The following is a 22,398-nucleotide window of genomic DNA, read 5'->3' as shown; positions in this document are numbered from 1 at the left end:
GTAATCAAGGTACGCGGTCCACGGTACCTTCGCTGGCGAGTCACTTGGGGGGAGATGCCGCGCCAGTACTTATGAGTATTGGTCAACTTTTCCGATCGTCCAGCACTATATCGCGGGTTTTTAAACGTATTTGGAATACCGCACCTACTGCTCAGTTCTCAACCGCTACTGGCTTGGCGTATCAGGCGTAAAGTCGACTCAATAACCGTTGGCTTCGTGTAAAAGTGCGGCGAAAGGCGAATGCCTTTGCCACGACGTGCGCAAACGACATTGTTTTGTTTGAGGTGCTCAAACAGCGCTTGCGGGTCCCAGCCATCAAGGGTGAAGTTGATAATGCCCGCGCGTCGTTCTGGAGTCAGTGGGCTGTGCAGGTTAATGCCGGTCATCCGGCCCAGCTCGGTAGTTAGCTCTAGCACACGCTCTTCCAGGGCATTACCCACTGCAATCATGCCCACCTCTTCAAGTAGCGACAGGCTGGCCTCTAGCGCCATGGTGCCAAGCATATTTGGGCTACCTGATTCAAAGCGCACTGCGCTCTTGGCTGGCTGCCAGTCAGTGCGCGAGTAATCTCCGGCATGCTCAAGCATATGCCAGCCGTATTCGTGAAGCTTGAGACTCTGGCGTAGTTCGCTGCGGCAGTAGAACAGGCCAAGGCCTTCTGGGCCGAGCATCCACTTATGACCATCAGCCATGGCGAAATCACATTCACTGGCCTGCACGTCAAAGGGCAGGGCGCCTATTTGCTGGATCGCATCGACACAGAACAATACGCTGCGCTGCTTGCAGCCGTGACCGAGGCGCTGCAGATTGAGGCGCAAGCCACTGGCAAACTGCACCGCGCTGATTGAAAGCAGGCGCGTTTGGGGGCCGCAAGCATTGAGTAAGGCGGCTTCCGGGTCGCTATTGGCCAAATTGACCTGTTTTACCTCAACTCCTTGCGAGCTTAATGCCTGCCAGACAATTTTATTTGAAGGAAACTCTTCATCGCTGATAACCACTTGATCGCCGGGTTGCCAGTCGAGTCCAAAGGCGACGTAAGACAGCGCTTGAGACGTATTTTTGACCAGGGCGATATCATCGGTCGAAGGCGTGTTAACCATACGGGCCAGGCGTTCGCGCAGTAATTGCTCGGTTATCAGCCAGTCAGAATAGTTGCGCGCACCGAGCATTGCGTTCTGGTTGGCGAAGCGATTTACCGCCTCTACCGCACGCTGCGGCCACGGCGAAATAGCTGCATGATTGAGGTAATTGATCGCAGAAAGCTGCTCAAACTCGTAACGAATTGCGTTCATGGTCGGATGATCCGTGCAATTTGGCGCTATTGAGGCATAATAGCCGGCTTCGATTTTTGACCACTTAGTCCCTTTATGCAGAAAGAACCCCGTAAGGTCCGTGAGTTTCGTCGCCGTGAGCAAGAAATTCTCGACACTTCGCTAAAACTATTCCTTGAGCAAGGCGAAGACAGTGTGACTGTCGAGATGATCGCCGACGCAGTAGGGATTGGTAAAGGCACCATCTACAAACACTTCAAATCCAAGGCTGAGATTTATCTGCGCCTGATGCTCGACTACGAGCGTGATCTGAACGAGTTGCTGCACTCGGCCGATGTCGACCGTGACCAGGAAGCCCTGTCGCGTGCCTACTTTGAGTTCCGCATGCGCGACCCACAGCGTTATCGTCTGTTTGACCGTCTTGAGGAAAAGGTGGTCAAGGGCAATCAAGTCCCGGAAATGGTTGAAGAGTTGCATAAAATTCGTGCTTCCAACTTCGAGCGCCTGACCTTGTTGATCAAGGGCCGGATTGCCGAAGGTAAGCTCGAAGACGTGCCGCCGTACTTCCACTATTGCGCCGCATGGGCTTTGGTACACGGCGCTGTTGCGCTGTATCACTCGCCATTCTGGAGCAATGTTCTGGAAGACCAGGAAGGTTTCTTCCAGTTCCTGATGGACATTGGCGTGCGCATGGGCAACAAGCGTAAGCGCGACAGTGATACTCCCAGCAGCTAAGGAACTTCTGAAAAAGGTAGCGAGCGACGATAGTACAAGGCAAAAAAGTGCGAAAAAGCGGCCGGGGTCGCGCTCGACTTTAGTTGGCCTAAATGAGTATTTTGAGCAGTTTTTTAACGCAGCACGGGCTGCCCCAGTAATATCTAGCGCAGTAGTTTTTCAGCGGTTCCCTAAGCCATTTAGCTGTTATTCAGCTGGTTTAGGCCCATGTGCCGAAACCAGCTATAGCCTTTACACTCTCTGTGTATGTAGCGCTTCTAATTAGCCACCAACTGTATCTAGATAGCTGCGCGGATTGGCCAATGTTCGCTTGTACCATAGCGCATAAATGCGATCTTTCGCGCCTATCGATCGCTAGAACCGCGCAGGCTTTAAAGCGATTTAATTGATTGAGCTTGAGTGATTTCCTATGGCTGCTGCATTTCCTATCGACTACATCGAGCCGGTATTTCGCCCACCAAGTGAGGCGCACTCGCTGATCTTACCGGTCACCAATGGCTGTTCATGGAACAATTGCAGCTTCTGTGAAATGTACACTCAGCCGCAAAAGAAATTTCGCGCGCGCGATGAGGCGTTGGTGCTTGAGGAAATTCGCAAGGCTGGCGAGCAGTTGATTGTGCAGCGGGTATTTCTGGCGGATGGCGATGCATTGGTGCTGCCAACCCGACGCTTGCTGAATATTCTCAGTGCAATCCGCGAGCACATGCCCGATGTTAATCGAGTATCAAGCTACTGCCTGCCACGTAACTTGCGTAAGAAGTCAGTCGCCGAGCTAAAAGAGTTAGCCGACGCGGGGTTGCGAATGGCTTACGTGGGTTGTGAGTCAGGCGACGACGAGGTTCTGGCGCGTATCAACAAGGGTGAGACTTATGAGTCGAGCCTTAGCGCGCTGGAGAAGCTAGGCGAGGCGGGCATCACGCGCTCAGTGATGATTCTCAATGGTTTGGGTGGCAGCGTGTTGACCGAGCAGCATGCCGATAATTCAGCCCGGCTGATGAATGCCTCGCAGCCTGAATTCCTGTCGACCTTGGTGGTCAGTTTTCCGCAGGGCGAAGCACGCTTACGTCGCGGTTTTGCTGACTTTGAACAACTGACACAGGCGCAGTTGTTTGTTGAGATCGAGCGATTGCTCCAAGGTCTTGAACTCAAGAACACAGTCTTTCGCAGTGACCACGCTTCGAACTATTTGGTACTCAAAGGCAACTTGGGTGCCGATAAGCAGCGCTTGCTGGCACAGGTCCGCGAAGCTATCGAACGTCCGCAACAGGCGCATCTTCGTCAAGAGTGGCAGCGCGGGCTTTAAGCGGGTAATCGGTTATCTGAGGCTTTGTTCTCCTGGTGCGCAAGGACTACTCTGTGCATCCCCGCACCTGTCAAAAAGGAAGCAGTGATGAGTTGGTCTGCACAGCAGTATTCAATGTTCGAGCAACAACGAACTCGCCCGGTTCGCGATCTTGTCGCCGCAATTGCCAATGCCGAGGTGCGCACTGCCGTTGACCTCGGTTGTGGGCCCGGTAACTCTACTGAAGTGCTGATGCAGCGCTTTCCAGGTGCCGCGGTAACGGCTATCGACAGCTCCGCGGATATGCTGGATAAGGCGCGCCAGCGCCTGCCAGGTGTTAACGTTGAACTGGCAGACATTTCTGGTTGGCAGTCGGGCCACAAACTTGACCTGATCTTGGCGAATGCTTCGCTGCAATGGTTGCCGGAGCATGCCGCGCTCTATCCGCATTTAATCGAGCAACTGCAGCCCGCTGGAACCTTGGCGGTTCAGATGCCAGACAACTTGGCTGAGCCAGCCCACGTACTCGCCCGCGAAGTCGCAGTTAACGGGCCATGGGCCGACAAGATTGGCGGTGTTAAACACAATGAGCGGCACACGGCGAGCTTCTATTATGAGCTGCTGAGCCCACATTGCAGCACAGTGGATGTCTGGCGCACGACCTATTATCACCCCTTGGCCGACGGCCATCAGGCGGTGGTGGAGTGGTTCAAGGGCACAGCCTTGCGCCCATTCTTAATACCCTTGACTGCTTCAGAGCAGGACGCCTTTATCGCTGATTATCTACAACGAATTAGCCGCGCCTATCCGGCACTCGCCGATGGCAGTGTGTTGCTACCATTTCCACGGCTTTTCATTATTGCCCGTCGTTAGCGTTTAGGCATTGCCTATTTGGATGTGGAGCCATGGATGAATCTCTTCTAGCTCAGGCAAAACCGCAATAGTTGAAGGGGTTGTTGTTCTGTAGACTAATTTTTGCTAAATTTAGGTCTGTAGATTGTTGGTGGAGCAGCACAGATGAGCGCAGTTATCCAACCTCAGGATTTTTCCAAGAGTCAGTGCGTGGTAGGCCTGCGGGCGGCCTTGAATATTCTCGACAAGTGGCAGGCCACGGCTGATCAGGCTTGTAGAGTGTTGCGCATTTCGCGCAGCACTTACACACGAGCCAAACAACGTGACGCTGAGTGGGCGGTCGGCCTGGACTCTGATCAGATGCAGCGCATCAGCTTTGTGTTGAATATCCATGCCGCGCTGCGTCTCGTGTTCGACAATCCTGAAAATGTTTATGGTTTTGTCTCGATGGAGAACAGCAACGAGTTCTTCAATGGTCGTGCACCACTTGAGATCATCGCGCAAGGCGACATGATCTCGCTGTATGAGACATTCCGGCGGATCGATGCGTTGCGCGGTGCTCAGTGGTAAAGCTCAATAGCCTTGCCGTTTTGGACGGCGAGAGCTTGCAGGCTTATCGTCTGGTTAATTCGAAGTTTCCGCCCATTGCCTTGTTCGATGACGTTGCTGATGCAGCCGATTTTGAAACGATTTATCGACTACAGGCGATTACCAACCCTCGCTTGCAGAATGAAATCGGTCAGTTGGAATTGATCGCGCGTAGCGAGATTCCGTTCGGCATCGTTGGATGCTCCTACGCAACAGCGCCGTTTACCCATGTGAACCCGGCAGGCTCATGCTTTAGCGATGGCAGTTATGGTGTGTTGTACCTGGCCGACAAGATGGATGTGGCCATTGCTGAAGTGCGCCACCATCAGGGCAAGTATTGGGCGAACGTGCATGGCCTCAGCTATGAACGTTTTGTCTTCCGAGGGCTTAGGTGCACTTTCTCCGATGAGGGGATGCGAGACGCGACCGAGGTGCCGCTGACGGACCCGATATATACGCCTGACGATTACAGCCAAGCGCAGCTTCTGGGGCGAGCAGCCAAACAAGACAACTGTCTGGGCCTGCGCTACAACTCGGTGCGCTCGTCGGGCAGCGTCTGCTGGGCTCTGCTGACACCACGACCGGTTACATCGATTATCCAGGCCGCCCATTACGAGATGATCTGGAATGGGCAAATTATCAGCGTCAATCGGCTTGGCCAACTCTGCGCCGAGTGAGTTCAGGTCTTAGTTATTGTGCATTGCGTTTTTATCGCAAGGGATCACGCGTTTGACCAGTTTGCCAATGGTCATGCCCTGCACCAAGATTGAAAAAACCACCACCAAATAGGTGAGAGACACCACCACGTCGCGCGCCTCACCCGGCGGCAGCGATAGCGCCAGCGCCACCGATATTCCGCCGCGCAAGCCGCCCCAAGTAACCACGCTCCATGCACCTTCGGGCAAGCGAAAGCGCTGGCCCAACAACGCAATCGGCAGCCCAACTGTCAGCAGCCGCGAAAGCAAGGTCAGCAGGATAATCATCAGGCCTGTGGCAATCAGTGAATTGGAAAACTGGATCAAAATCACTTCGAGGCCGATCAACACAAACAGCACCGCGTTGAGAATTTCATCGATCAGCTCCCAGAACATATCGACGTTTTTCTCGGTCTGCTCAGACATCGCATAAGAGCGGCCTTGGTTACCGACGATCAAGCCCATCACAACCATCGCCAGCGGACCTGAAATGTGCAAGTGAGTGGCAACGGCATAGGCGCCAAGCACTGCTGCCAGAGTGATGAGCACTTCTTCTTGGTAGCTGTCGATACTCTTGAGCATGCGGTAAGTGATGTAGCCAACTGCTGCGCCCAAGAGGATGCCGCCGCCAGCTTCCTTGAGCAAGAGTTGTGTTGCTCCGAAAACGGACGGTGTTTCACCGCTGGCGATCATCGCCACAATTAGCGAAAACAATACGACGCTGACGCCATCGTTAAACAGCGATTCGCCAGAGATCACCAATTCAACGCTCTTCGGTGCGCCAGCGGACTTGAGGATTCCCATTACCGCTATAGGGTCAGTGGGTGAGATGAGCGCGCCGAAAACCAGGCAGTAGGCAAGCGGTAATTGTAGATCGGTCAGAGAGAGCAGTGCCCAAAGCACAAAGCCGATAAATAGCGTCGATAAGGTCGTGCCCACGACTGCCAGAGAAGCGACTTGCCAGCGATAGGCACGCAGTTGTGACAAGTTAACGTGCAGCGCACCTGCGAACAGCAGCAACGACAAAATGCCCTGCATCAGTAGTTCAGAAAAGTCGATGGACTCGACCATCGACTGCTCAAGCCTGTGCAGAGTGTGAAAGCCCAATGCGTCCAATGTCATGTTGAATAGCGACAGAGCCAGCGCAATACCCATCACGCCAATAGCGGGCGGCAGGCCTATATACCGTCGATTAAGGTAGGCGAGCACCGCTGTTATGCAGAGAAATAGCGCAATAATGTCGAGCATTGAACACCAGCATCCTTTTTAACGAGTTGTCGTTTTTATTTAGGGATCGTCTGAGAACTCTAGCAAGTCTCTGTTCAAGGTCAGCTGGATGCACCAGCGATCACCGGTAAATTACGCCTGGCTCGGGCATTGCGGGCCAGATTGTACTTACGCTTTGATCCACAACAGCCGGTGTTGTTGACGCGCTCGGCACAGCATTCACTTCCAGTGTTTGTAACAAGTTATTTGCCGCAAGAGCAGAAAACTAATAACTTAACCGCTAGGTCAGCTTTATACTGTCGGCAGAGCGCTTGGCTATGTCCAAAGAGCGCATGGTTCAGTTGTGGCTTCCAATACATAAGCAAAAAGGCGGAGTGATAACCGTCTAGAGGATGATTTATGTCCAACCGTGATATTTCCCGACGCTCGTTCCTTCAGGGCGGGCTGGTTGCGGGCGTGAGCGTGACGCTTATGCCGCTGAGTAGTAAGGCCATGGCAGCCTTGATGGAAAGCAGCGTGACAGTACCTTCCGAGCAGTGGCTCGGCAACAATGGCAAGGCGCGCTCGCGTAACGATGCGTTGTCCAAAGTATGCGGCAGCAAAGTCTTCGCCCGTGACATCCGTGCGAAGGACATGCCCGGTTGGCCACAGCAGCAGGGTCACGCCATGTTGCTGAAAACCATTAAAGCCGATCATATCTATGCGGGTATGGACTTGTCGTGGCTCGGTACCGAGTTGCAGCCAGACCGGATCGTCACCGCTGAAGACCTGCTCAAAGATGGCATCGTCTTTCCGGAAGAGCACGCCCCAGATCCATTGCTACCGATTGGTAAAGTGCCGATGTTTATCGGCCACCCAGTGGCTATTCTGATCTGGAACGACTTTGAGCGATTTCGTCAGGCTAAAGCCAAACTCAAGTTCAATGACAAGGCGATCCGCTATGGTGCCAAGGCACCGTTATACCAGACGGATCCCTACGGCAGCTTTCGCTATGTACGAGTTGGTGGTGCAACCTCTGCGGATGAAGACGAGTTCGCCAGCCTCAAGGATTCGATCCTTTTCCCGATGTTGCGTAACCGTCGTCCGGTGTGGGACTCCCAACCAGATCTGCACGGCAACTTGACTGAGCGCGGGCTATTTTATGCCGAGCGAATGAAGCAACAGATCGACAGCCCGCCGGACAACTGGCTGGTCTTTGATGAGCGCTACAAAACGCCGTCAATCGAACCCGCCGCGATGGAGCCGGACAATGGTAATGGTTGGTACGACCGAGCAACCAAAACCTTGCATTTTGTAGTCGCAACGCAGTGTCCACACGAGACAGCGACGGAAACCGCGAAAATGATCGCGCCATCGCGTTTCGGTCTGAATAACCTGAATATGCACCCGGGTTATACCGTCGGTTACGGCTCCAAGGACCACAATATCTTTGTCTACTATGCAGCCCTTGCTGCGCTGTATGGCGATGGTGTGCCGGTTCGTCTGGCCAACGATCGCTATGAGCAGTTCCAAAGTGGAATCAAGCGCCATCCATTCGATATTCGTTACCAACTGGCGGTAGACAAGAGCGACTACAGCTTCAAGATTTTCCGCGCTGAAATGACTGTTGATGGTGGTGGGCGAGCCAACTACAGCCCTTCGGTGGCGGCGGTTGGCGCCACCGCAGCGCAGTCAATTTACTACATGCCGCAGAATGACTTGCAGGTTACGGCCTATCATTCACGCGCAGTTGAGGCTGGGTCGATGCGCGGTTATGGCACGCTGCAAAGCATGGCGTCTACCGAGATGATGGTTGACGAAATTGCCGAGCGACTGGGTATTGATGCGATTGACCTGCGCAAGAAAAACGCCATGGTTTCAGGCATGAAAAATACCCAGGGCGCGGTGCCTGCCGGTGCGTTGCGTTTGCATGAAATTCTCGATAAAGCAGCTGTTCATGAGACCTGGAAAAACCGTGATGCGTTGAAACAACAACGTGAGGCGCAAGATCCAGATCACTGGCACGGCGTCGGTTTCGCCATTTGCCAGAAAGACTTCGGTACCGGTTCTGAGGCACCGATGGCCAGCGTAGAGTTTACGGCCGAGGGGCACATTAGCCTGCGTCACATTGGTATCGAAATCGGTACCGGTATGTCGACCTCGCAAGCCTTGGTCGTGGCTGATTTTCTTGGCATGCCAGCGAGTGAAGTGAAAACCGGTGAAACCGAATGGAAAGAGTTGCAGCTCACCAGCGGCGGTAATCCCTACACCATGAGTCAGGCCGAGCAAGACAACTTCTTGCGCAACCCACGCTGGGTTGGAAAGCTGGCTTCGGCCTCGTCGGCAACCAATTCAGCGTACTACTTTAGCCACGCAACGCGTGAGGCCGCGCGGGTGCTGTTCAACCATGGTTTATGGCCAGCGGCGCTGCAGATCTGGCGCCAAGGTCCGTATGGCGGTCAGGCAAATCCATACGTGGTGCGCCGTGAAGATGCGCATTGGGTTGATGGCAAGCTCACCGCCAATGGCATGCAACCGCTGAGCTTTGCTGAGCTGGCCAAGCACGCGCATGAGCGCGGTCTTGTCACTGGCGCGACCGTGCATGGTTTTAACCGTTGGAGTTGGGCTGAGGCCGAGTTCAGCATTGATGGTGTCCGCGAGCGTTTGCCGCTTGATGGGCTGGCGGTGAAGTATGGGGAGGGGGCTGCGGACGTGAAAAAGGCACAGATGAACAGCGCCGGTTTCCACCTGCTGGACCGTCAGAATGTGCATTACCCGGACACCCAGCTCAATAACGCGGCGGTGACTTACTACAGTCCGGTGGCGACGCTGGTCGAGCTGAAAGTGAACAAGGGCACCCATGAGGTGCAGGTGCTTAATCATCACTCATGGGTCGAGTGCGGTCGGGTGTTGGTTGAAGAGTTGGTCAAGGGCCAGCTTGAAGGCGGGATTGCCATGGGTATTGGGCACGCGCTGATGGAGGAAATGCCGTTGTATGAAGGCGGGCCGGGGGAGGGTGACTGGAACTTCAACCGCTACCGTTTACCGATGTCGCGCCATGTTGCCGTCTGGAAGCAGAGCGCAGAAATTTTGCCGCCGCTGTCGGCAAGCGATCCATCGAAGGGTATTGCCGAAGTGGTGATGATCCCGATTGTCGGCGCCATCGGCAATGCCGTCGCCCACGCAATCGGTAAACGCATCCGCGATTTACCCATCACTTCTGCGCGCATCAAGGAGGCCCTCAATGGCTAATCGTCCGCTGCAACTGACCCTCAACGGTAAAACCGTCGACTCGGCGGACATCCCTGATGACCTGCCGATGATCGATTACCTGCACGAATACAAAAACCTCACCGGCTCACGCTTGGGCTGTGGTCAGGGTATTTGCCATGCCTGTGTGGTGATCGTCGATAATCCCGACGGTACCAGCGAAGAGGTGCGTACCTGCATCACCGGTGCGCACTACTTCGCAGGCAAAAAAGTGCGGACCATTGAAGGTCACGCGAGCCGTGATGAGCAGGGCAAGGTTACCGAGCTAAATCCGATCCAGCAGCGTTTCGTCGATGAGTTTGCCTTTCAGTGCAGTTACTGCGCACCCGGTTTCGTTAATGCCGCGACCTTATTGGTGGAGAAGCTTCAGCGTAAGCCGATCGTTAACAGCCAGCTGGAACAGGTTATTGAAGACAGCCTCGGTCATCATATTTGCCGTTGCACCGGCTACGTTCGCTACTTTAGCGCCACGCGTAATGTGTTGACTGATCTCGGTCTGGTTAAGGAGGGTTGAGCATGAAGTATCTACTCTCCTGTATGACCCTGGCGGCTGGCTTGGTTGTGCCGATGCTACAGGCACACGCCGATGGCCAGGTTGAGCGCGGCGCCTACCTTGCCCGTGCAGCTGACTGCATGGCCTGCCATACAAAACCAGGTGGCGCGCCCTATGCGGGTGGACTGCCAATCGTTTCACCATTCGGCACGATCTACGGCACCAATATCACCCCAAGCAAAGAGCACGGCATTGGGCTGTATAACGATGACGAGTTTTTTGCCGCGCTCGTCGAAGGTAAACGTCGCGATGGTGCCAACTTGTATCCGGCGATGCCGTATACCTCGTATCACCTGATGCCACGCGAAGACTCGGATGCTATTCACGCCTACCTGAAGACCGTCGAGCCGATTGAACGGGCTGCACCGGAAACCAGCCTGAGTTTTCCGTTTAACGTGCGCCTCGGTTTGATCGGCTGGAACATGCTCTACGCAGAAGATTTGCAGCTGCAATCGGCACAAGGCAAAAGTGCGGCATGGAAGCGTGGCCAGTACATGATCGATGTGCTCGGCCATTGCGGCGAATGTCACACCCCCCGCGGTGTGACGGGGGCCATGCAGCTGGATAAGCGAATGACTGGCGGTGTGCTCAACGGTTATCTGGCACCGAGCCTGCTGAGCGATGATCTGGCCGCTCGCGGTTGGAATCATCAAGACCTGAGTTCTTTTCTTAAGCATGGCATGAGCGCTCAGGGCACTATGTTCAACGAGATGTACCCGGTGTTTCACAATAGTACGCAGCACTTGAGTGATGATGACCTGGCGGCGATGGCGACATTCCTGCTCGGCGATCAACCGCCAGAGGCTAAAGTGCTAACGGAAGTCCCGTTCGATAAGCTCAGCCCAAGTGCACAGAACGGTCGTCAGGAGTACCTGAACGTGTGCGCCGGTTGTCACGCTGCGGGAGGCGAGGGCAAGCCACACATTGCGGTCGCCATGCGCGGCAATACCACCTTGCGCCTGGAGGACCCGCGCAACTTGCTGCGGGTGATTGAGGATGGCATCGGTGAGCAGCAATTCACAGGCTTCGAGCGTATGCAGCCTATGCCGGGTTTCGCAGGCAAACTGACTCAGCAGCAACTGACGGATCTGCTTAATTACCTTCGCCAGAGCTGGGGCGGTAAAACTGGAGAGCTAACGCTCAGTGCTGTGCAAAAACTGCAGGATGAAGCGCCGCAGATCAAGCATTAGACCCACTGATTAACGCTTAACTAAACACTAAACCCGCCGTCGCCTCCCAAGGTGGCCGCGGGTTTTGTTGTTCAGGGCCTGTTGCTTGAGCTTGAGTTTGAGTTGCACCGTCACAGAATGGGGCGTTTGGATTGGCGCGTGCTCCGTTTTGGTTCCACTTGCTTGGCTTGTACGGGCTGCTGGCGCGGGTTAAACCTTGCGCAAAGCCTCTGCGCCGCAGCCTCGGAACTGGCTGAGCAGGTTTGGCGCGTAACTTGCTCTGTTGATAGTTAGTTTGGTAACACAACCGCGACTGCGCGGGTGGCGGCCCAATGATCAATGGCGATCTGACGGCGTTAATCGCCACTGCCTGTTGCGCAAAATAGGGCGGTTGAGCCCCACAAATTAACAGGCAAAGGCGCCTGGAGCTGAAAAGCTCTAGGCGTCTTTTTTTTGCGTTTTAAAAACTCACATTCAGGGAAATAATATGTCCTATCTAGCGCCTGCTGAGTTTGTCAGCAAAATGGTGGATGCCGGCGAATCGAAGGTTTTCATGTCCACCCGCGACACGCTTATTCGCGCTTTCATGGCCGGTGCGATCTTGGCTTTAGCGGCTGTTTTTGCCATCACCATCACCGTGCAAACGGGCATGCCATTGGTTGGCGCCATGCTCTTTCCCGTTGGTTTCGTGATGCTTTACCTGATGGGCTTTGACTTGCTCACGGGGGTCTTCGTGCTCACACCATTGGCGCTGCTTGACCGGCGACCGGGCGTGACCGTAAACGGTGTGCTGCGCAATTGGGGGCTGGTATTTACCGGCAACTTTGCTGGCGCGCTAGCCGTAGCGTTCATGATGGCGTTCGTCTTCACCTACGGGTTTTCTACCAGCCCAGGGATTATCGGCGAAAAGATCTCGCACATCGGCGAGGACCGCACGCTGGGTTATGCCGAGTACGGTCTGGCGGGTTGGTTGACCATTTTCCTGCGCGGCATGCTGTGCAACTGGATGGTCTCGATGGGTGTTGTTGGGGCGATGATCTCGACCACGGTCAGTGGTAAAACCATAGCCATGTGGATGCCAATCATGTTGTTTTTCTACATGGGTTTTGAGCACTCGGTGGTGAACATGTTTCTGTTCCCGTCGGCGATGATTCTGGGCGGCAATTTTTCGGTGATGGACTATATGCTTTGGAACGAAATCCCGACCGCGCTGGGTAATCTGGTTGGCGGCTTGGCTTTCACCGGTCTGACGCTTTACACCACCCACATGAAGACTGCTCCCAAACGCAGTTTCAGCTAATTGTGCAATCACGGTCCGTCGCTCTGCCGCCGGATCGTATTGGGAGCAGCATGGCAACCCAGCTCAAGATTTCCGTAGGGCAGCACTCCGACAAAGGGCGTAAGGCTGCCAATCAGGATTTCCACGGTATCTACATTCCGCAAGAGCCGCAGCTCACCGCCAAAGGTATTGCCATTGCCTTGGCTGACGGTATTAGTAGCAGTGCTGTCAGCCATATCGCCAGTGAGTCTGCTGTGGCCAGTTTTCTCGGGGATTATTTTTGTACCTCCGATGCCTGGTCGGTAAAAAAGTCGGCGCAACGGGTATTGATGGCGACCAACTCCTGGCTGTACGCGCAAACGCGGCAAAGCCAGTACCGCTACGACCTCGATCGTGGCTATGTATGCACGCTCAGCGCCATGGTGATCAAATCAACTACCGCGCACATCTTCCATGCAGGCGACACGCGTATATACCGCTTGCGCGATGCCAGCCTGGAGCAGTTGACTGAAGATCACCGTCTTTGGGTTTCGCAGGACAAGAGCTATTTGAGCCGGGCAATGGGCATCGATAGTCATCTTGAACTCGACTACCGCACGTTTCAGGTTGAGGTTGGCGATCGTTTTGTATTTGCCACCGATGGCGTCTACGAATTTGTCAGTCCGGCGCACATGGTTGAATTGATTGAGGCACAGGAAAGCGATTTGAATGGCGCCGCGCGAGCGATTGTCGAGCAGGCGTACGCGCAGGGCAGTGATGACAACCTGACGGTGCAGATTGTACGGGTCGACAGTGTTGCGCAGCAGGACGCCAGCGAGTTGCAGCAGCAGTTGACTGAGTTACCTTTTGCGCCAGTGCTGGAGGCGCGAATGGAGTTTGATGGCTATCGAATCATTCGTGAACTCTACGCAAGCAGTCGCAGCCATATTTACCTGGCGCACGATATTGGCGCTGACACCGAGGTGGTACTAAAAGCGCCTTCGGTGGATTTGCAGCACGATTTGGCCCATTTAGAGCGCCTGATGACTGAAGAGTGGGTGGCGCGACGTATTAACAGCGCCCATGTACTTAAAGCACCCGCGCAGACGCGCAAGCGCAGCTATTTGTATAGCGTCAGTGAATTTGTTGAAGGGCAAACGCTGCGTCAGTGGTTGCTCGACCATCCACAGCCTGAGTTGGAAAAGGTGCGTGGCATGGCTGAACAAATCGGCAAAGGTTTGCAGGCTTTTCATCGCCTGGAAATGCTCCACCAGGATTTACGCCCCGACAACATTATGATCGACGCCAGCGGGGTGCTGAAATTGATCGACTTTGGCTCGGCGCAGGTCGCCGGGCTGATGGAAATGACCTCGCCACTTGCGTGCAATCAATTACTCGGTACCGCGCAATATACCGCGCCGGAATACTTTCTTGGCGAGAGTGGGTCACCGCGCTCAGACCAGTTCTCATTGGCGGTTATTGTCTATCAAATGTTGAGTGGTCGCTTGCCTTATGGCTGCGAGGTGGCGAAGTGCAAAAGCCGTGCAGCGCAAAATCGTCTGGTTTATCAGTCGTTGCGTGATAACGATCGCGAGCTTCCTGCTTGGTTGGATGATGTCTTACGCAAAGCGCTGCAACCTGATCCATTAAAGCGCTACCCGGCACTTTCAGAGTTTATTTTCGAGCTGCGCCAGCCCAGTCAAAACATTCTCAATAAACACCGTCCGCCGTTGCTGGAGCGTAACCCGTTGCTGTTTTGGAAAGCACTCTCGACGACTCTGCTGGGGTTGGTGATCTGGCTGTTGAGCAGGGGGTACTGAGCTGGGGATCAAACGCTGCAATTTGGCATTAGTCTGGTGCGTTTGCAGTGACAACTGCACCATCGGGGTTCTATTCACCGCCTATTTGCTGAGTTAGGTAGGCAGGTAAAGCGGCTCTAAGCTTGTGAAGTCGGGATTTCGGGGATATGGCATAACCCTTGCTTTTACTAGGTTAATGCTCTCGTTTATCGGGGGCCGCCCAGGCGATCAATGGCGATCGAGTTATCTGTAAAGATCATGGGCAACAAACGCTGAATCAGGCATTGCAGCCAGGGATTTAGCGTCAATGAACAGGCAAAGGCGCCTGGAACCTAAGGGTTTCAGGCGTTTTTTTTTGCTTCAAAAACGTGATTGGCTTGGATGGGTGCTCTATGAACTCCACTGTCGCAACCTTGAATAATCTGCAAACCCTGATCGTGATTGGCAATGGCATGGTGGGTCATCATTGTGTCGAGCAACTGATTGAGCGCGGTGCATTAGCCCAGTACAGCGTGCATGTTTTCAGTGAAGAACCGATGCGCGCATACGATCGGGTGCACCTTTCCGAGTATTTTACCGGTCGTGATGCCGAGTCTCTGGCCTTGAGTAGCGCCGAGCTCTATCAGCAGCCGGGTGTAACACTGCACTTGGGCGTGCCGGTGCTGGAGATTGACCGCGAACGCCGTGAGGTGATTACGGCTGACGGCTGTTTTCCGTTTGACAAGTTGGTGCTTGCGACAGGCTCGTATCCATTCGTTCCGCCTATTGAGGGTGCTGAAGGCAATTCGCGTTTGGTCTACCGCACACTCGAAGATTTGGACACTATTCAGGCTGCGGCCAAGAACGCGCGTCGCGGTGTAGTCGTCGGCGGTGGACTGCTTGGTTTAGAGGCGGCCAATGCACTCAAATCGCTAGGGTTGGAGGCGCATGTGGTTGAGTTCGCACCACGCCTGATGCCTGTACAGCTGGATGATCACGGAGGTTTGGCACTCAAGGCACAAATAGAGGCGCTAGGCGTAAGTGTGCATTTGTCCCGTGCGACGCAATCAATCAGTGCGGGTGATGAGTATCGCTATCGCATGAATTTTGTCGGTGATGAGTTTCTTGAAGCCGATCTAATTGTATTTTCTGCCGGTATACGCCCGCAGGATGCACTTGCCAAGCAATCCACGCTGGAGCTTGGGCCTCGTGGTGGCGTGGCGATCGACAACCAATGCCGAACCAATGACCCGCATATTTTTGCCATCGGTGAATGCGCGGCGTGGAATGGTGGTGTCTTCGGTCTGGTTGCGCCCGGCTATCAAATGGCCCGCGCGGTTGCCGCGCAATTATGTGGCGAGCAGAGCGATCCGTTTATGGGCGCAGACATGTCGACCAAGCTTAAATTGCTTGGCGTCGATGTCGGCTCAATCGGTGATGCACAGGGTGCAACTGCGGGTTCGCGCAGTTACCGTTTTATCGACGAGGCCACTGCCAGTTACCGTCGTCTAGTGGTTTCAGCCGATGGCAAACATGCCCTCGGCGCTGTGTTGGTGGGCGACAATAGTTATTACGACACGCTGTTGCAGTACGTGCAAAACGGCATCAAGCTTCCAGCCGATCCATCGTCTCTGATCTTGCCGCAAGGCGAGGGTGCGCCTGCGTTGGGCGCTGATGCGCTACCGGATAGCGCAACCATTTGCTCATGCCACAACGTCAGCAAAGGCGCCATATGCGCTGCGCTTGACGGCGGTTGTGGTGATCTCGCCGGCCTCAAGAGCTGCACCAAAGCTGCAACAGGTTGTGGCGGGTGTGCGGCTTTACTCAAACAGGTTTTCGAACACGAACTGACCGCCCGTGGCGTGGTTGTCGACAAGAGCTTGTGCGAACACTTTGCCTATACCCGCCAAGAGCTGTACGCGATTGTGCGCGTTGAAGGCATCGAGAGTTTCGAGGCGTTACTGGCCAAGCACGGTAGAGGTCACCTCGGCTGCGACATCTGCAAGCCCGCGGTGGGTTCGGTGCTCGCATCCTGTTGGAATCGTTCGATCACTGATCCGTTGCTGGTGCCATTACAAGACACCAATGACACCTTTATGGCCAACATGCAAAAGAACGGTACTTACTCGGTGGTGCCGCGCATTCCCGGCGGTGAGGTGACGCCGGATGGCTTGATCGCGATTGGCGCGGTGGCGAAAAAATACGACCTGTACACCAAAATCACCGGCGGCCAGCGCATCGATTTGTTCGGCGCGCAGCTTCACGAACTGCCGGATATCTGGAGCGAGTTGATTGCGGCAGGCTTTGAGACGGGCCACGCCTACGGCAAATCACTGCGCACGGTGAAGTCCTGCGTAGGCAGCAACTGGTGTCGTTACGGTGTGCAAGACAGCGTTGGCATGGCGCTGACTCTGGAGGACCGTTACAAGGGGCTACGCTCCCCGCACAAGATCAAATTTGCCGTTTCCGGTTGCACTCGGGAGTGCGCTGAAGCGCAAAGCAAAGACGTCGGCATAATCGCGACGGAAAACGGTTGGAACCTCTACGTCAGTGGTAACGGCGGGATGCGTCCGCGCCATGCCGAACTGTTCGCGACTGATCTGGATGATGTCACTCTGATCCGTTATATCGACCGCTTTCTAATGTTTTATGTGCGAACTGCCGACCGCCTCCAGCGCACCTCGGTGTGGCGTGAATCATTGGAAGGTGGCCTGGATTACCTCAAGGCCGTGATCATTGACGACAGTCTTGGCCTTGCAGCGGAGCTGGAGTCGCAGATGCAGCTCGTGGTTGATCGCTACGAATGCGAATGGGCCAATGCCCTTAATGACCCGGAGAAGCTCAAGCGCTTCCGTACCTTTGTCAACGATAAGCGCGGCGACCCGGATATTCATTTCGTCAAAGAACGCCAGCAACGTCGCCCCGTCCGCGATACCGAGCTGTCGCTGATCCCGCTATTTGAGGAGGTGGTTTAATGAGCCGCGCAGACGCAATCGAGCAGCAGCAAAACCTTAACTGGCAATCGTTGTGCAGCCGGCAAGACTTGGTCGCAAATTCAGGAGTGGTCGCATGGGCCGATGGCGCACAAGTTGCGCTGTTTTACGTGCCGAGTGAGGTGCATGCTAAGCAGCTGTATGCGCTTGATAATCGCGATCCGAAGTCAGGCGCTAACGTGATCGGACGCGGTATCATTGGAAGTCTAGCAGGCGATTTAGTCATCGCCGCTCCGCTTTATAAGCAGCACTTCCGCCTCGAAGATGGCACCTGTCTGGAGTACCCGGAACAATGCCTGCACACATGGCCTGTGCGTTTTTCTGGTGAAGTTGTAGAGATTGCGCTGGGCTGAATAATCCCCTTGGGCAATGCGCGTTATGCATCGCCCAAGGGATAAGCAGTTTTGGATACGGTCAGAGCTGAGTCGCCAAGTAGACACCGCAAAGGGCACAAATAGCGCCCAATGTGCAGAGAATGACGCGGCCGCGGGGCAGTTTGAGCACCAGAAATGCGCCAACAGCGCCGACCACGTGGAGGGCGGCTGTGGTACTCAGGAATCCGGCTGAATAGGCCAGCTTGTTGTCCATTACCGGCATTTCGTAGCCGTGGGCGTAGCCATGGAATATACCGAAAATACCGACGCCAATCGCGGCAATGGCCACGGCAAAGGTTTTCTCTAGCGCGATTGCAAGTCCGAGCAGTATTACCGAAAGAACAATACCAATTTCTACACCGGGCAAATCTACTTGTTCAAAGCCCAGCAGGCCACCGAGCATCATGAAACTGACGAAGGCGCTAGGTACAATCCAGACGGCGCGGCCGCCCATCTGGCAGCTCCAAGCGCCAATGGCGATCATTGCCAGCAGGTGATCGACGCCGGATAACGGGTGCAACCAGCCAGCCTCTACACCTGTGTGCGCTTGTGCGCTAGTGCTGGCGAGCATGATGAGTAGCAAGAACACAGGCTGCAGATAACTTTGGGTACGAAAGATCATTGGTGATTACTCTTTGGATTTTTCTGATAGCTGGACTGTCAGGGACGCCCAGAGGCTTTCCCAGTCGCTATCGTCTTCAGTGCTAGGTTCCATGTGTACGGCGTTGAATAGCCATAAACCGTCTTGGGGAAGCGTGAACATGACGCGACCAGCAGCATCCGAGGTTGCGCTTAGCTCAATCGGTGGCTCGGCTTTAAGCTGTGCCTTGATCAACGTGTTCGGTAGCGGCTTGCCAAGAAAAAGAAGTTGCACGACAAATGGCTCATCGGTGCGAAGTGCCAATGGATCTGTCTGCGGGATAAGCTCCAGCGGCAAGCCGATTTGATTGTCATACCCCTGGCTCTGGCCGTCGACGAGGATGATGCTCTTGGCGCAACGAGAGAAGTTCTCGCGGCCTGGTGCGTCACCCAAACCAAAACGTGCGCGGGTTTTCATCACCTCGGTCAGACCTTCCTCCATCAGATACTGATTGAATTCGGACGCCGATAGCTCAAGGTGGGCACTGTTAGTACGCATACCAACTACGGTCGCGCCTGGCGAACGGGTGGTGAAGTTACCGACCGCAAGTGTGCGATCCCGGCCGGCTACTTTCCATTCACCTTGGGCGTCTTTGGCCTTAAACCAGTTAACAAGGTTGTCTATTCGAGGTGTTTGCACGCCTGGCCAGGTTGGCCCAACCCGCAATTCGAACACTACTTTTTGCTCGAGGCCAGTTTGTGCGTCGTGAGGAACCAACCAGAACTCATGGGCCATGGCTAGCGGTGTGAGCATTAGCATGGCCAGTATTGCAACCCCTTGACGCAGCCGGAGGGTTAGCTTATTTGGCGCATGCGCGACATCGTCTGCTAAGAGATACATTAGCGAATACACAGCCTCATCCTTGATTCTGAGAGAAGTAACCCGCAGCAATGAAGTTAATTTGCTGCGGGTATGTGAGCCTATGACAGGTTAGTCAACTGTCGTTGGGATCAGGTAAGGAAAGGCTGCAGTATGCAGTTTTGGATTGCTGATTTTTTGGTCAGTAGGGGTGCCCAGCATCATGCTCAATACGGCACTCATTGCGTCATCATCCAGCGAGCGGCCATTGCGTTCGTTCGCGGCATACTTGGCTGCAGTACCGACTTTGTAGGTGAGTACATCCGGCACCAGCATATCGGTTATTTTGTCAGCGTACTTGATTGGGTCTTTCTGCGATTTCGCCAGCAGTACTGCGCGCGTGATGCGAGCAGATACAAACGGTTTGATTGCCTTTTGTGTATCTGGACGGCTGCTATTAAGTACTGCCTTGAGCGCGCCATTTTCGAAAAGCATCGTGTGCGAAAGCAAAGGGTTTGCTGAGTACTGAACCTGCTGCCAGGCGCCATCTTTTTCCACAGCGGTGGTCATGAAGGCGTGTACAGTCTTGCCAAGCATTGAGTTAGGTACATCCAGCACGATTGCAGCGGCTTTACGGCCAATGAAGATGCTTTTGCCCTTAGCTTGTGCCCAAATGGCTGGGTCGTAAGGCGTACCATTGTTAAGCTGCGCACGCAGCAGGCCAAGGCTGGTGGAGTTGCCGTAGAACGGATCTTTGACAACGCCGGTCCAGACTTTAATGCCGTTTGGCAGTTCGGTGGCTTTGCCAACGTTGCCTTCGCCCAGCTTGGTGCCGATGGTCCCAACTGCAGCATTGGGGGCGTCAGATTGATACACAGTAAACTTATCTGCACCTTGGAAACGGAAGCTAAAGGTATGCCCCGCTTTATAGGTGTCATCATTAGCTACGTGGATGTTGTACAGGCCCTTAGTCGAGAACGTGCCATCAACTCCGGCTTTCGGCACAGCGCTTACGTCCATCACGAATACGGTGTGATCTGGGCGGTCCGAAGGGAAAACGTAGTTATCTAACTGATTAAGCGTGGGCGTTTTTTGAACGATGGTGGATTCAAAGTGATGGCTGGCCAACGCTTGGTTGCTGCCTACGATGGCTGCAGTCAAGGCGACTGCGGTATTGAGTGTCCTTAAGCCTTTAAACATATCTACCTCCCTATTGATTGTTTATGAGCACTGTTACGCTTTTCCGTCCGTAGCGTAATCATCCTATATGTTAGGTAATGCAGGTACGGCACGGTCCGTGATGTCACGGCGCTAGCTGACCAGGTGCTCAAGTTGCACAGGGTATAGATCGAGTTTATTGAGGTCAACCGGGCGGGATGAGCGTTTTTTGGGCGGTGGGCAGTTCGTCTTTGGTAAATGAGTCGAGGCTGGTACTGGTTGCTTCAGCCTTTGAGGAAGGCTGCGGGGGCGAGTGTTTACAGTGGGTGTAAAAAACCTGCAACCCCAAATTGATGAGGGGAAAGCAGGCCCTGTTAAGCCTGATGGCGCACGATGCTCAAGACTCGTTGTCATTTAAGTATTGCGCTGTATTGCTGCAAGCCAGTCTCCAAAGGATATAAAACATGGATCTGCGTTCAGGGCACTGCTTTTGGCCAATCAAGTCTGGCTTGGTCAGATCATATCCCAGCCTGTCGCAGAGCTTGGATTGCGATGTGCTCGTTATCGGGGCGGGTATTACCGGTGCTTTGGTGGCTGATTACCTTGCTCAGCAAGGCCATAAAATCGTCGTGCTGGATCGTCGAGATGTTGCCCGAGGGAGCACCAGCGCCTCTACTGCAATGCCAATCGATATGCATCTGAGCGATTTAATTGCTCGCATCGGTAAAACGCAGGCTGAGCGTGCCTATCACCTGTGCGCTGATGCCATCGACAAACTGGCGGTGATGACAAAGCAGTTGCCGGACTGCGGTTTTTCACGCCAGAGTAGTTTTTACTTTGCCTCATCAGCAGATGACGTTGAGTCACTTGAGCAAGAGTACCAAGCGCGCAAGGAGGCTGGTTTCGACATTGAATTTTGGGGGCGAAAAGATATTGAGGATCGTTTTAACTTCAGCGCGCCTTGCGGGCTTTATTCCAAGCAAGGAGCCCAGGTCGATCCTTTTTTGTTGACCCACGCATTACTGCAGCGTGCGCAGACTAACGGTGCGTCGATTTTTGATCGTACTCAGGTCGGTAAGATAGACCAGGCAGAGCAGGGGATAACCGCCCTTACACAAAGGGGGTATCAGGTTCGTGCGCAAAAAGTGGTTTTCGCTTGCGGCTATGAAGCGCAGACCTGGCTTGAAGAAAAAGTGGTTGATCTCAACAGTACGTTTGCATTCATCACCGAGCCGGTTAAAACCTTTGAGGGCTGGTATGAACAATGTTTGCTCTGGGAGTCAGAGCGGCCTTATACCTATATGCGCACCACCAGTGATAATCGGATCATCATCGGTGGTGAGGATGAAGCTTTCAAAAACAGCGATCTGCGTGACGCAGTCCTGCCGGAGAAGCGCGAGGCATTGAGCAAAAAATTAGCAGAGCTTATGCCTAAAATACCTTTCGAGGTCGCGTACGCTTGGGCTGGAACCTTCGGTGAGACGAAAGATGGGCTCGCCTATATTGGCGAGACTGACGAAATCCCCAATGCTTATTTTGCGCTCGGCTATGGAGGCAACGGTATTACCTACAGCGTGGTGGCGGCCCAAATTATTGCCGATCTCTATTTGGGGAGGCCCAATTCAGATGCAGAAATATTTCGCTTCGGCCGATAAGGTCCATGCACCTTGCCCTGCCAAGATCCCGTGATTTCGAGCGGTCTACAGGCTACCCGTACTTTGGCGTGGAATCTGCATTGCCTGCTTATTCGCCGGTATTTTGGCACCGGTACGGGAGAA

General features: G+C 54.2%; 18 protein-coding genes. 13 read left to right on the top strand and 5 right to left on the bottom strand.

What is annotated here, in order from left to right:
* Positions 1–158: 158 nt before the first annotated feature.
* Positions 159–1,292: an aminotransferase class V-fold PLP-dependent enzyme gene (locus tag B9K09_RS13055; RefSeq protein WP_087517232.1), complete on the bottom strand. Its 1,134-nt coding sequence runs from the start codon at positions 1,290–1,292 to the stop codon at positions 159–161.
* A gap of 75 nt (positions 1,293–1,367) precedes the next feature.
* Between B9K09_RS13055 and B9K09_RS13050 the strand changes: the two genes are divergently transcribed.
* The 5 genes from B9K09_RS13050 to B9K09_RS13030 all read left to right on the top strand — a co-directional run bounded on the left by B9K09_RS13050 (position 1,368) and on the right by B9K09_RS13030 (position 5,405).
* Positions 1,368–2,006 carry a TetR/AcrR family transcriptional regulator gene (locus B9K09_RS13050; protein WP_087517231.1) on the top strand — a complete coding sequence of 213 codons (639 nt, stop codon included), beginning with the start codon at positions 1,368–1,370 and terminating at the stop codon, positions 2,004–2,006.
* A gap of 409 nt (positions 2,007–2,415) precedes the next feature.
* Positions 2,416–3,309, top strand: a complete 894-nt coding sequence (locus tag B9K09_RS13045; protein WP_087517230.1) for a radical SAM protein — start codon at positions 2,416–2,418, stop codon at positions 3,307–3,309.
* 87 nt (positions 3,310–3,396) lie between these two features.
* Positions 3,397–4,161 (top strand): trans-aconitate 2-methyltransferase, encoded by a 765-nt coding sequence (gene tam / locus B9K09_RS13040; protein ID WP_087517229.1) that lies wholly within the window; start codon positions 3,397–3,399, stop codon positions 4,159–4,161.
* A gap of 144 nt (positions 4,162–4,305) precedes the next feature.
* Positions 4,306–4,710, top strand: coding sequence for an antitoxin Xre-like helix-turn-helix domain-containing protein (locus B9K09_RS13035; RefSeq protein WP_087517228.1), 405 nt, complete (start codon positions 4,306–4,308; stop codon positions 4,708–4,710).
* Positions 4,704–5,405 carry an RES family NAD+ phosphorylase gene (locus B9K09_RS13030; RefSeq protein ID WP_087517227.1) on the top strand — a complete coding sequence of 234 codons (702 nt, stop codon included), beginning with the start codon at positions 4,704–4,706 and terminating at the stop codon, positions 5,403–5,405. The genes B9K09_RS13035 and B9K09_RS13030 overlap by 7 nt, the downstream gene beginning before the upstream one ends.
* A gap of 9 nt (positions 5,406–5,414) precedes the next feature.
* Here the strand turns inward: B9K09_RS13030 and B9K09_RS13025 are convergent, their stop codons facing one another.
* Positions 5,415–6,671 carry a sodium:proton antiporter gene (locus tag B9K09_RS13025; RefSeq protein WP_087517226.1) on the bottom strand — a complete coding sequence of 419 codons (1,257 nt, stop codon included), beginning with the start codon at positions 6,669–6,671 and terminating at the stop codon, positions 5,415–5,417.
* A 378-nt stretch (positions 6,672–7,049) separates the two neighbouring features.
* Between B9K09_RS13025 and B9K09_RS13020 the strand changes: the two genes are divergently transcribed.
* The 7 genes from B9K09_RS13020 to nirD all read left to right on the top strand — a co-directional run bounded on the left by B9K09_RS13020 (position 7,050) and on the right by nirD (position 18,003).
* Positions 7,050–9,881 (top strand): xanthine dehydrogenase family protein molybdopterin-binding subunit, encoded by a 2,832-nt coding sequence (locus tag B9K09_RS13020; RefSeq protein WP_087517225.1) that lies wholly within the window; start codon positions 7,050–7,052, stop codon positions 9,879–9,881.
* Entirely contained in the window at positions 9,874–10,413 is a 540-nt protein-coding gene (locus tag B9K09_RS13015) for a (2Fe-2S)-binding protein (protein WP_087517224.1), read from the top strand. The genes B9K09_RS13020 and B9K09_RS13015 overlap by 8 nt, the downstream gene beginning before the upstream one ends.
* Positions 10,414–10,415: 2 nt before the next feature.
* Positions 10,416–11,642, top strand: a complete 1,227-nt coding sequence (locus B9K09_RS13010) for a cytochrome c (RefSeq protein ID WP_087517223.1) — start codon at positions 10,416–10,418, stop codon at positions 11,640–11,642.
* Between the two features lie 466 nt (positions 11,643–12,108).
* Complete coding sequence (locus B9K09_RS13005) at positions 12,109–12,921, top strand: formate/nitrite transporter family protein (protein WP_087517222.1); 813 nt, start codon at positions 12,109–12,111, stop codon at positions 12,919–12,921.
* A gap of 50 nt (positions 12,922–12,971) precedes the next feature.
* Positions 12,972–14,699, top strand: a complete 1,728-nt coding sequence (locus B9K09_RS13000) for a bifunctional protein-serine/threonine kinase/phosphatase (protein WP_087517221.1) — start codon at positions 12,972–12,974, stop codon at positions 14,697–14,699.
* A gap of 371 nt (positions 14,700–15,070) precedes the next feature.
* Positions 15,071–17,632, top strand: coding sequence for a nitrite reductase large subunit NirB (nirB, locus tag B9K09_RS12995; RefSeq protein ID WP_087517220.1), 2,562 nt, complete (start codon positions 15,071–15,073; stop codon positions 17,630–17,632).
* Positions 17,632–18,003, top strand: coding sequence for a nitrite reductase small subunit NirD (gene nirD, locus B9K09_RS12990; RefSeq protein ID WP_087517219.1), 372 nt, complete (start codon positions 17,632–17,634; stop codon positions 18,001–18,003). Before nirB ends, nirD begins: the two co-directional genes overlap by 1 nt.
* A 61-nt stretch (positions 18,004–18,064) precedes the next feature.
* Here nirD and B9K09_RS12985 read toward each other — a convergent pair whose 3' ends face one another.
* The 3 genes from B9K09_RS12985 to B9K09_RS12975 form a co-directional block, all read right to left on the bottom strand.
* Entirely contained in the window at positions 18,065–18,646 is a 582-nt protein-coding gene (locus B9K09_RS12985) for a HupE/UreJ family protein (RefSeq protein WP_087517218.1), read from the bottom strand.
* A 6-nt stretch (positions 18,647–18,652) separates the two neighbouring features.
* Positions 18,653–19,417, bottom strand: a complete 765-nt coding sequence (locus B9K09_RS12980) for a DUF4198 domain-containing protein (RefSeq protein ID WP_157699355.1) — start codon at positions 19,415–19,417, stop codon at positions 18,653–18,655.
* A 177-nt stretch (positions 19,418–19,594) separates the two neighbouring features.
* A complete protein-coding gene (locus B9K09_RS12975) occupies positions 19,595–20,662 on the bottom strand; it encodes a DUF4331 family protein (RefSeq protein ID WP_087517216.1) in 1,068 nt (355 codons plus the stop codon).
* Between the two features lie 422 nt (positions 20,663–21,084).
* On the opposite strand from B9K09_RS12975, the gene B9K09_RS12970 reads away from it, so the two are divergent.
* Positions 21,085–22,275, top strand: a complete 1,191-nt coding sequence (locus B9K09_RS12970) for an FAD-binding oxidoreductase (protein ID WP_087517215.1) — start codon at positions 21,085–21,087, stop codon at positions 22,273–22,275.
* The last annotated feature ends 123 nt before the right edge of the window (positions 22,276–22,398 follow it).

Origin of the sequence: Pseudomonas sp. M30-35, from assembly GCF_002163625.1 — a bacterium.
Lineage (GTDB): Bacteria > Pseudomonadota > Gammaproteobacteria > Pseudomonadales > Pseudomonadaceae > Aquipseudomonas.
Note: the sequence above shows the minus strand (reverse complement) of the source record. Positions and strands in the feature narration are given on the sequence as shown.